Below are 9,895 nucleotides of genomic sequence, written 5' to 3' on the forward strand. Positions count from 1 at the left end.
CCGGGGGCTAAAGGCGGCGCCGAGTGAGGGGAAAAGGCACAAGGAGCGGCCCGGTGGCTGGAGTCGCTCCCCCGTGCGCGGGCGGGTCAGCTGACCCGGCCGTACCAGACGCTCTTGGTCCAGATCTTCTCCAGCCGCACCACGGAACCGCTCTTGGGCGCGTGCCAGATCTTGTTGTGACCGGCGTAGATGCCGACGTGGTAGACGTTCGAGCCGTAGTGGAAGAACACCAGGTCACCGGCTCTGCGGCTGCCGGAGGAGATGTGGTGCGTCTTGTTGTACTGCTGCGCGGCGGTCCGCGGCAGCTTCTTCCCGGCCTTCTTGAACGAATAGAGCGTCAGCCCCGAGCAGTCGAACCGTCGCGGCCCGATGGCCCCCCACTGGTACGGGGCGCCCTTCTTGGACGCCGCGATGTTCAGGGCCTTCGTCGCCATCGTCGCGGCCGAGGCATCGGTGGAGAGGCCAGGAACCGCGATCGAGCCGCCCACGGCGGCCAGGGTGAGGGCCGAGGCCGTACCGGCACGGGCCATCAGCGACGGGACACGATTGAGCGCAGTCATGCGCAACCCTTCGTCAGCCGCCTGTGAAGGATGACCTGTCGGATTCGGGCTGGCGAAGTAGCCCGGCCGCGTTGCCACGGCTTCACCCCAAGGGCCACCCGAAGCGCTCGTCCGTCCGTTCACACGGACTGCCGACCGTTCCGGGGACCCGTACTGCCTGGGTCCTCCACTCCTGCCGATCCACTCCTGTCGACCGGTCATCCGGGCGGCGGCAGGACTCGGCGTCCGCCCGGACCGCCCCGCCGCGGTGGCGGGGGCTTGTCGTCAGACAGGGATCTTCACCCACAGCTGTCCGAAAATCCCAACGGAATCGGGGATTTGTGGCGTTACTCACCACTCGCCCGTTCGGGTGGAAGCTGCTCTGTTCGATGCTCCGTCAGTTCCGGTACGTAGCCCCGGACCTGGGAAAAGACGGCCGCGCGCGGAGCACGGACCCGGCCCGCGCGCAACTCGGGAGAACCGGAAACGGATCCGGATATACACCGGTCGGCGGTACATCGTTCGGACCGTTTCGCGCCCGGACCCGGCGGCCGCGCGGACACCTCGCACCCACCGGATCCGGCGACCGTCCGGATCAGCCCACGGCGTCCGGCGGGAGCGCGACGCGAGCGACCCGGCGCTCACCGTCGAGCACCCGCAGCGCCCGTGCCAACGTGCCCCCGTGCACCTCCCGCTCGCCCCGGTCGTGCATCAGCTCCAGCGCGGCGCGCAGCTCTTCCGCCTTGCGCACCAGCGCCTGCGCGGCGCGCAGCCCGCGATAGGTGTCCCCGTCGCGCGCCGGGTTGATCCTGCCGAGCAGATCGACCACCGCCAGATAGTGGTCGACCAGCTCGCCCTCCGCGTGCGTCAGCGCCGGCAGCGGCGGCAGCTCCTCGGGCAGCACGGCCCGTTCACCGCTCGCCGGGGAGGTCCCGGCGGCCGGGCACCACGCCGTCCACCAGGCCGTACGACCGCGCGCCCGGCGCGTCCAGCATCAGATCGCGCTCCAGATCCTGATGGACCTGCTCCTCGGTGCGCCCGGTGTGCCGGACCAGCATCTCCTCCATCAGGGTGCGCAGCCGGACCAGTTCTTCGGCCTGGATGAGCAGATCGCTCGGCTGGCCCTGCGCAGGCTCGGGCAGCTCGGGCTGGGAGAGCACCACACGCGCGCCGGGCAGGGTGAACCGCTTGCCGGGGGTACCGGCGGCCAGCAGCACGGCGCCGACCGAGGCGGCCTGGCCCAGGCAGTACGTCTGCACCTCGCAGGTGACGTACTGCATCGTGTCGTAGATCGCCGTCATCGCGTGGAACGAGCCGCCCGGGCAGTTCAGGTACAGCGTGATGTCCCGGTCCGGGTCCAGGTGTTCGAGGTGCATGAACTGGGTGATCACATCACTGGCCGCCGCCTCGTCCAGGGGCGTCCCGAGGAAGACGACCCGGTTCTCGAACAGCTTCGAGTAGGGATCGAGCCTTCGCTCCCCGAAGTTGGTGCGCTCGGTGAACTCGGGCAGGACGTAACGGGCGGACGGTCGGGACATCTGGGCACACCCCTCCTCACGGCGGAGACCGGCGATCTCCGACTTCTGTACAGAATGTACAGGACGTACCTGCCGTTATGATGGGGGTATGGCCTACGAGATTCCGGTGACGCAAGCCAGGGCTGAGCTCGCCGACCTGATCAACCGGGTGGTGTACGGCGCCGAGCGCGTCGTCGTGACCCGGCACGGCAAGCCGCTGGCCGCGCTGGTCTCGGCCGCCGACCTGGCACGACTCGAGGCCCTCGACGCCGCCGAGGAACTGGGTGAGGAGCAGGTGGCCAGCTCGGTCTCGCGCATCCGGGAGTCCGCCGTCCATGAGATGCCGTCCGCTCCGCGCGAACGCCGGCGCTTCGGCATCGCGGCGGAGTACCGGGGGCCGGGCATGTCCTGAACGGCCCCTGGCCGCCCCGCAGTTATCGCCGGTGCCATAGGGCGGTCATGCGCCGCCCAAAGGCTGGTTAACGTCGTTGAAACTCCGGCGAACTAGCCTGCGGATCCACGCCACCGGAGGGTTTTTGTGCCCCCATTGCACACGGTCGGTCCCCATTCGTCCGTGTGTTACACCTGACTCCCGTCGCGGTGGCTGCGGCACCCGGGCCCCGCACGGTCCGGAGCGAGGACTGTGAGGTGGGACGTGCAACTGACCCCGCACGAGCAAGAGCGGCTGCTCATCCATGTGGCGGCCGACGTCGCCGAGAAGCGCAGGGCCCGCGGTCTTCGGCTCAACCACCCCGAGGCGGTCGCCCTCATCACCTCGCACATCCTGGAGGGCGCGCGCGACGGCCGTACCGTCGCCGAGCTGATGTCCACCGGCCGCAAGCTCCTCACCAGGGACGACGTCATGGACGGCATCGCGGAGATGATCCACGACGTACAGGTCGAGGCGACCTTCCCGGACGGCACCAAGCTCGTCACCGTGCACGAGCCGATCGTCTGAGAGGGGCCGCGATGATTCCCGGAGAGATCCTCTTCGCCGACGACCCCGTCCGCGTCAACGAGGGCCGGGCCGTCACCCTGCTCACCGTCCTCAACGCCGCCGACCGGCCCGTCCAGGTCGGCTCCCACTACCACTTCGCCGAGGCCAACCCCGGACTGGAGTTCGACCGCGCCGCCGCGCACGGCAGGCGGCTGAACATCGCCGCCGGCACCGCCGTGCGCTTCGAGCCCGGCATCCCCGTCGACGTCGAACTCGTCCCCCTCACCGGCGCCCGGATCGTGCCGGGACTGCGCGGCGAGACCGGGGGTGCCCTCGATGGCTGAGATCTCCCGCGCCGCCTACGCCGACCTGTTCGGACCGACCACCCGCGACCGCATCCGGCTCGCCGACACCGATCTGCTGATCGAGATCGAGGAGGACCGCTCGGGCGGACCCGGCCGCGCCGGGGACGAGGCGGTCTTCGGCGGCGGCAAGGTCATCCGCGAGTCCATGGGCCAGTCCCGGGCCACCCGCGCCGACGGCACCCCCGACACCGTGATCACCGGGGCCGTCGTCGTGGACCACTGGGGCATCGTCAAGGCCGACATCGGCATCCGCGACGGCCGTATCACCGCCCTCGGCAAGGCCGGCAACCCCGACACCATGGACGGCGTCCATCCCGACCTGGTGATCGGCCCCGAGACCGAGATCATCGCGGGCAACGGTCGGATCCTCACGGCCGGCGCCATCGACGCGCATGTCCACTTCATCTGCCCCCAGGTCGCCGACGAGGCGCTGGCCTCGGGGATCACCACCCTGGTCGGCGGCGGCACCGGCCCCGCCGAGGGCTCCAAGGCGACCACCGTCACGCCCGGCCCCTGGCACCTCGCCCGGATGCTGGAGGCGATGGAGTCCTACCCCCTGAACATCGGCTTCCTCGGCAAGGGCAACACCGTCAGCCACGAGGCGATGCTGTCCCAGATCCGCGGCGGCGCCGTCGGCCTGAAACTGCACGAGGACTGGGGCTCCACCCCCGCCGTCATCGACGCCGCGCTCACCGTCGCCGACCGCACGGGCATCCAGGTCGCCATCCACACCGACACCCTGAACGAAGCCGGGTTCGTCGGCGACACCCTCGCCGCGATCCGGGGCCGGGGCATCCACTCGTACCACACCGAGGGCGCCGGCGGCGGGCACGCGCCCGACATCATGACCGTGGTCTCCCAGCCCCATGTGCTGCCCAGCTCCACCAACCCCACCCGGCCGTTCACCGTCAACACCGCCGAGGAACACCTCGACATGCTGATGGTCTGCCACCATCTCAACCCGGCCGTCCCCGAGGACCTCGCCTTCGCCGAGTCCCGGATCCGGCCCTCCACCATCGGCGCGGAGGACATCCTCCACGACCTCGGCGCGATCTCGATCATCTCCTCCGACTCCCAGGCCATGGGCCGGGTCGGCGAGGTGATCCTGCGGACCTGGCAGACCGCCCACGTCATGAAGCGGCGCCGGGGCGCGCTGCCCGGCGACGGCCGCGCCGACAACCACCGGGTACGGCGCTATGTCGCCAAATACACGATCAACCCGGCGCTCGCCCAGGGCCTCGCCACCGAGACCGGCTCCGTGGAGCGGGGCAAGCTCGCCGACCTCGTGCTGTGGGAGCCCGCGTTCTTCGGGGTGAAGCCGCTCCTCGTGCTCAAGGGCGGCCAGATCGCATATGCGCAGATGGGCGACGCCAACGCCTCCATCCCCACCCCGCAGCCGATCCTGCCCCGCCCGATGTACGGTGCGATCGGCCGCGCCCCGGCCGCCAACTCCGTCAACTTCGTCTCCTCGCTCGCCCTGGAGGACGGGCTGCCGGAGCGGCTCGGGCTCGGCAAACGGTTCGTGGCGATCGACTCCACGCGCGCGGTCACCAAGGCCGACATGCGGGAGAACGACGCCCGCCCCGACGTCCGGATCGACCCCGACAGCTTCGCCGTGCACATCGACGGCGAGCTGGTCGAGGCGACCCCGGCCGCCGAACTGCCCATGGCCCAGCGCTACTTCCTCTTCTGATGGCAGCGACGGCACCGTGATGACACACGCGGCACTGCTCGTCCTGGCCGACGGCCGCTTCCCCGCCGGAGGGCACGCCCACTCCGGCGGGGCCGAGGCCGCCGTCAAGGCGGGGCGCATCAGCTGCGCCGCCGACCTGGAGGACTTCTGCCGGGGCCGGCTGCACACGGCCGGACTGGTCGCGGGCGCGCTCGCGGCGGCGGCCGCGCTCGGCCTGGACCCCCGGGAGCTGGACGCGGCGGCGGACGCCCGGACGCCCTCCCCCGCGCTACGGCTCGCCGCCCGCCGGCTCGGCCGCCAGCTGCTGCGGGCCGCACGGGCGAGCTGGCCGAGCGCGGAACTCGACGGGATCGCCCGGTGCTTCCCCAAGGGCGCCCACCAGCCCGTGGTCCTCGGACTCGCCGCCCGGGCGGCCGGGCTCGGGCCCGTGGAGGCGGCGTACTGCGCCCTGTACGAGAGCGTGAGCGGACCGGCGACGGCGACCGTACGACTGCTCAGCCTCGACCCCTTCGACGCGACCGGCGTACTGGCCCGGCTGGCACCGGAGCTGGACGCGGTCGCGCGGACGGCGGTCGACGCGGCCCGGAGAGCGGCCGCGGAAGGGCTGCAGGCGCTGCCCGCGGCGTCCGGCCCGTTGCTGGAGATCATGGCCGAGGCCCATGCCGCGTGGCCGGCCCGGCTGTTCGCGTCCTGACCCGCGCCCCGCACCACCCCCATGTGAACACCCCCCCGGCCTCCAGGAGCCGTATATGCACCTCGACCACTCCCACCACGGTCCCGCCGCCGTGAGCGCCGACGCCCACCGGCCGGACGGAACGCGCCGGGCCCTGCGCATCGGGCTCGGCGGGCCCGTGGGATCCGGGAAGACCGCGACCGTGGCCGCGCTCTGCCGTCAGCTGCGGGACGAGCTGTCCCTCGCCGTCGTCACCAATGACATCTACACCCGCGAGGACGCCGAGTTCCTGCTGCGGGAGGCTGTGCTGCCGCCCGAGCGGATCACCGCCGTGGAGACGGGCGCCTGCCCGCACACCGCGATCCGGGACGACATCTCCGCCAACCTGGAGGCCGTCGAGGACCTGGAGGAGACCGTCGGCCCGCTGGACCTGATCCTGGTGGAGTCCGGTGGCGACAATCTCACCGCGACCTTCTCCAAGGGGCTGGTGGACGCGCAGATCTTCGTCATCGACGTGGCCGGCGGCGACGACATCCCGCGCAAGGGCGGACCGGGCGTCACCACCGCCGACCTGCTGATCGTCAACAAGACCGACCTCGCCCCCTACGTCGGCTCCGACCTCGCCCGGATGGCCGCCGACGCCAAGGCCCAGCGCGCCGAACTCCCCGTAATCCTCCAGTCCCTGCGCGGCGGCAGCGGCGTCGCCGACGTGGCCGCCTGGGTCCGCGAACGGCTCACCGCGTGGACGGCATGACCCTCACCGGCACCCGCCCGGACCTCCAAGACACACCCCCCACCGATACCGGGACCGAGACGCCCGGCACGGCCCCCACCGGCGTCCGGACCGAGACCTCCGGTGTGGTGCCCGGCGGCGTCGGAACCGGCCTGTCGGGCGAGGCCCTCACCGGTGTCCGAGCCGATGCCCGGATCGTGGCCCGTGGCGATGGGCGTGGTGGGACCGCGCTGCCCGTGCTGGACGGTTCGGGGCCGCTGGCGTTGCGGCGGGTCCGGGGGAGTGGTGCCGAGGCCCGGGTGATGGTCGTCGGTGCGATGAGCGGTCCCCTCGGTGGCGACCGGTTCACGCTGGACGCCCGGGTGGCGGAGGGCGCCCGGCTGTGGCTGGGCTCTGCCGCAGCCACCCTCGCCCTGCCGGGCCAGGCACCCGGTGCGGCCCGCTACGACGTCCGGCTCGACGTGGCCGACGGTGCCGAACTGCACTGGCTGCCCGAGCAGTTGATCTCCGCCACCGGCAGCGACCTGCGCGTCACCACCCTCGCCGAACTCGCCGCCGGTGCCCGGCTGGTGCTCCGTGAGGAACAGGTGCTCGGGCGGGCGGGGGAGCGGCCCGGTCTGCTCACCACCCGCCTCACCCTGCGGGTCGCCGGCCGCACCGTACTGGACCAGCAGCTGTCCTGCGGCCCCGGTGCCCCCGGTGGCTGGGACGGGCCCGCCGCCCTCGCCGGTCACCGGGCCGTGGGCCAACTCCTCGTCGTCCGACCCGAGTTCACCGAGCAGCCGCCCGCGCCCCGGATGCTGGGCGACCACGCGGCCCTGATGCCGCTGCCCGGCCCGGCCGCCCTGCTCACCGCCCTCGCCCCGGACGCGCTGCGGCTGCGCCGGGTGCTGGACGAGGGGCTGGCCTTGCTGGGGTGAGGAGCTGGGGGGGGAGGGGCTGGGGAGGAGGAGCCGGGTGAGGGGTGAGCGTCAGCCGAGCGGTGCCTTCGGGAATCTGCGTTCCTTCGCACTCCTCTCGGTGGGCTGCTCGGCCTTGGCGACGGCGGCGTACTGATCGACGTACTCCTGCTCGGACAGGGTCAGGATGGCGTACATGATCTCGTCGGTGACGGCCCGCAGGACCGCCTTCTGCTGCTCCATGCCCGCGAAGCGGGAGAAGTCGAGGGGCTTGCCGAAGCGGATGGTGACGGGGCGGACGCGGGGGAGGGTCCTGCCGGGCGGCTGGGCCTCGAAGGTGCCGATCATGGCGCAGGGGATCACCGGGACGCCTGCCCGCAGGGCCATCACGGCGACCCCGACCTTGCCCTTGTACAGCCGGCCGTCGTGCGAGCGCGTCCCCTCCGGGTAGATGCCCAGCAGTTCGCCCTTGTCCAGCACCCCGAGGCCCTCGCGGATCGCGGCCTGCCCTGCTTCCTTGCCCGAGCGGTCCACCGGGATCTGTCCGGCGCTGCGGAAGAAGAACGCGGTGAGCCGGCCCTTGATGCCGGGCCCGGTGAAGTACTCGGCCTTGGCGAGGAAGGTGATGCGCCGCTTGAGGATCGCCGGCATCAGGAAGTGGTCGGAGAAGGAGAGATGGTTTCCGGCGATGATCGCGGGGCCCGTCGCGGGCACATGGTCCAGGCCCTCGATCCGGGGCCGGAAGACCAGCCTGAGCAGGGGACCCAGCAGAACGTACTTGAGCAGGTAGTAGAACAAGGGGGCCGCTCCTCACTCCGGCGGCTCGGCTGGGCCGCGAGGACAGCGTGCTGCCACTTGCCCCCGGGGGCAACCGGACCGGAGAGCTTGGCGCAATCGCCTTCCGGCTAGGGATGACAACGCCGCAGATGTGCGTGCCAGACCCTGCGACCCCGACAAGATCCGAAAGAGAGGCCCTAGGGGCGGCCGCCGTCACCGACGCCGTGCGGATGCGGGTGGGCGGGGCGCAGCCAGGGTATGAGGGCCGGGACCCGGGACCGGTAGGCGTCGTACGCGGTGCCGAACTCGCCCGCCATCAGGGCGTCCTCGATACGGACCCGGCGCAGCAGCCACGGGATCGCGGCGATCAGGAAGGCGGTCCAGAAGCTGAAGCCGCCGGTCAGCATCGCGCCGGTGACCAGGCCGAGGATGCCGGTGTAGATGGGGTGGCGGACCAGTCGGTACGGGCCGTCCGTGCGCAGCTCGTGATTCTGCTGGAGGGAGGGGACGCTGTCCCACATCGTGCCCAGAACCCAGCGGGACCACAGCAGCAGGGCGGTGGAGAGGAGGGCGAGCAGGGCGCCGAGCAGGGCCAGTTCGGGCTGCCAGAACTGGAGGTGCTCCCAGAAGTCCCGGGTGTGCCGGACGACGAAGAAGAACAGGGCCACGCCCGCGATCAGTAAGACCCGGCGTGAGGCGGCGGCGCGTGACGTGCGCAGCCAGCCGCGGACGCCGCCGTGGGCTCTGATGCCGAAGTAGGCGGCGCCGAGGAGCCAGGCGGCGGCGAAGACCAGGAAGCAGACACCGGTGAGGGCGGCAAGCGCCGGACGCAGCGAGTTCATGCCCCCAAGGCTGCGCCCCGCCACCCATCGCCCACCAGCACCCACGGGTCGATGGAGACCTCTCCACCCACGGATGGAGATCCCCTGAACCGACCCCGAAGGGTCGGCCGCTGACGCGGCGGAGCCTGCGCCTGCGGCGCTCCGACCGCTCCCTTGGGACCGGCCCCTTTAGGAACGGTCCCCGGCAAACGGCCTCCGGCAACCGCCTCCGGCCCAAGGGACCGCGCTCGGCGACCGGCCCTGGCACCGCTCGGCAACCGGCCCTCCGGACCGGCTCCCCGTAACTGGCAATTGGCCTTCTGGGAGCGCGCCCGGCGACCGGCCCCTGGCTCCCGGTAATCGGCCCTGGGACCGCCCCTCCGGGACGGCCTCCTGCGACCGCCGTCCTGAGACTGGTTCTCTGCCCTCCTGGGGCCCTGGCGATCGGTCCCTTGAAGACCTCCGGCGCTGGCTTCTTGGAACCAGCCCTCTGTAACTGGCCGCCCGGGACCGCCCCCGGCGCCCTGGCGACCGGCCTCAGGAGGTCCCCCGGGACTGGCTCCCTGGGACCGGCTCCCTGCGACCAGCCCTCCGGGCGGCTCTCTGCGGCTGGAAGACTCGCCCTCTGGGTCCGCCCCCCCCCGGGTGCCCCGACGACCGACCCCATGAGGCCCCCGGGATCGCTCCCCCGGGACCGGCCCCATGAGGCCCCCGGGACCGGCTCCCGGGATCGCCCCCCCGGGGCCGGCTGGCCTCCCAGGATCTGCCTCCGAAGGCAGCCCGCCCTCTGGGACCCCCTAGGGAGTCGGCCCCCGGCAACCGGCTCCCCAGGGTGGGCCCGCCGCCCCCTAGTACTGCAACGGTGTTTGCTGTGACTGGTGGCGAAGGTCAGGGGATGTGTCCGCGTCGTTTGTAGTGACTGGTGCGGGCCTGGTGCTGTC

Annotated in this window: 12 protein-coding genes and 1 riboswitch; of the genes, 7 read left to right on the forward strand and 5 right to left on the reverse strand. The window is 72.1% G+C overall.

Going from position 1 to position 9,895, the window contains the following annotated elements; all coding sequences use genetic code 11:
* Nucleotides 1-86: 86 nt before the first annotated feature.
* The 3 genes from AB0N90_RS34010 to AB0N90_RS34020 form a co-directional block, all read right to left on the reverse strand.
* Complete coding sequence (locus AB0N90_RS34010) at nucleotides 87-560, reverse strand: C40 family peptidase (RefSeq protein ID WP_037658822.1); 474 nt, start codon at nucleotides 558-560, stop codon at nucleotides 87-89.
* Nucleotides 561-563: 3 nt separating this feature from the next.
* A riboswitch (cyclic di-AMP (ydaO/yuaA leader) is annotated at nucleotides 564-794 on the reverse strand.
* 340 nt (nucleotides 795-1,134) lie between these two features.
* Nucleotides 1,135-1,443 carry a hypothetical protein gene (locus AB0N90_RS34015; protein ID WP_365202995.1) on the reverse strand — a complete coding sequence of 103 codons (309 nt, stop codon included), beginning with the start codon at nucleotides 1,441-1,443 and terminating at the stop codon, nucleotides 1,135-1,137.
* Nucleotides 1,444-1,450: 7 nt separating this feature from the next.
* Nucleotides 1,451-2,077, reverse strand: coding sequence for an ATP-dependent Clp protease proteolytic subunit (locus tag AB0N90_RS34020; RefSeq protein WP_365202997.1), 627 nt, complete (start codon nucleotides 2,075-2,077; stop codon nucleotides 1,451-1,453).
* Between the two features lie 88 nt (nucleotides 2,078-2,165).
* Between AB0N90_RS34020 and AB0N90_RS34025 the strand changes: the two genes are divergently transcribed.
* The 7 genes from AB0N90_RS34025 to AB0N90_RS34055 all read left to right on the forward strand — a co-directional run bounded on the left by AB0N90_RS34025 (nucleotide 2,166) and on the right by AB0N90_RS34055 (nucleotide 7,377).
* Entirely contained in the window at nucleotides 2,166-2,468 is a 303-nt protein-coding gene (locus AB0N90_RS34025) for a type II toxin-antitoxin system Phd/YefM family antitoxin (RefSeq protein WP_361669205.1), read from the forward strand.
* 243 nt (nucleotides 2,469-2,711) lie between these two features.
* Nucleotides 2,712-3,014, forward strand: coding sequence for an urease subunit gamma (locus AB0N90_RS34030; RefSeq protein ID WP_037658831.1), 303 nt, complete (start codon nucleotides 2,712-2,714; stop codon nucleotides 3,012-3,014).
* Nucleotides 3,015-3,025: 11 nt separating this feature from the next.
* Nucleotides 3,026-3,337: an urease subunit beta gene (locus tag AB0N90_RS34035; RefSeq protein WP_365202999.1), complete on the forward strand. Its 312-nt coding sequence runs from the start codon at nucleotides 3,026-3,028 to the stop codon at nucleotides 3,335-3,337.
* Nucleotides 3,330-5,051 (forward strand): urease subunit alpha, encoded by a 1,722-nt coding sequence (locus AB0N90_RS34040; RefSeq protein ID WP_365203001.1) that lies wholly within the window; start codon nucleotides 3,330-3,332, stop codon nucleotides 5,049-5,051. The genes AB0N90_RS34035 and AB0N90_RS34040 overlap by 8 nt, the downstream gene beginning before the upstream one ends.
* 19 nt (nucleotides 5,052-5,070) lie before the next feature.
* Nucleotides 5,071-5,745 (forward strand): urease accessory UreF family protein, encoded by a 675-nt coding sequence (locus AB0N90_RS34045; RefSeq protein WP_365203003.1) that lies wholly within the window; start codon nucleotides 5,071-5,073, stop codon nucleotides 5,743-5,745.
* 55 nt (nucleotides 5,746-5,800) lie between these two features.
* Complete coding sequence (gene ureG, locus AB0N90_RS34050; RefSeq protein ID WP_365203005.1) at nucleotides 5,801-6,478, forward strand: urease accessory protein UreG; 678 nt, start codon at nucleotides 5,801-5,803, stop codon at nucleotides 6,476-6,478.
* Nucleotides 6,466-7,377: an urease accessory protein UreD gene (locus tag AB0N90_RS34055; RefSeq protein WP_365203007.1), complete on the forward strand. Its 912-nt coding sequence runs from the start codon at nucleotides 6,466-6,468 to the stop codon at nucleotides 7,375-7,377. Before ureG ends, AB0N90_RS34055 begins: the two co-directional genes overlap by 13 nt.
* A 51-nt stretch (nucleotides 7,378-7,428) precedes the next feature.
* Here the strand turns inward: AB0N90_RS34055 and AB0N90_RS34060 are convergent, their stop codons facing one another.
* Nucleotides 7,429-8,154, reverse strand: coding sequence for a lysophospholipid acyltransferase family protein (locus AB0N90_RS34060; RefSeq protein ID WP_359302516.1), 726 nt, complete (start codon nucleotides 8,152-8,154; stop codon nucleotides 7,429-7,431).
* Between the two features lie 176 nt (nucleotides 8,155-8,330).
* On the reverse strand, nucleotides 8,331-8,975 hold the full coding sequence (locus AB0N90_RS34065) for an isoprenylcysteine carboxylmethyltransferase family protein (RefSeq protein ID WP_365203009.1): 645 nt from the start codon (nucleotides 8,973-8,975) through the stop codon (nucleotides 8,331-8,333).
* Nucleotides 8,976-9,895: the final 920 nt, after the last annotated feature.

Origin of the sequence: Streptomyces sp. NPDC093018, from assembly GCF_040684035.1 — a bacterium.
GTDB lineage: Bacteria > Actinomycetota > Actinomycetes > Streptomycetales > Streptomycetaceae > Streptomyces > Streptomyces murinus.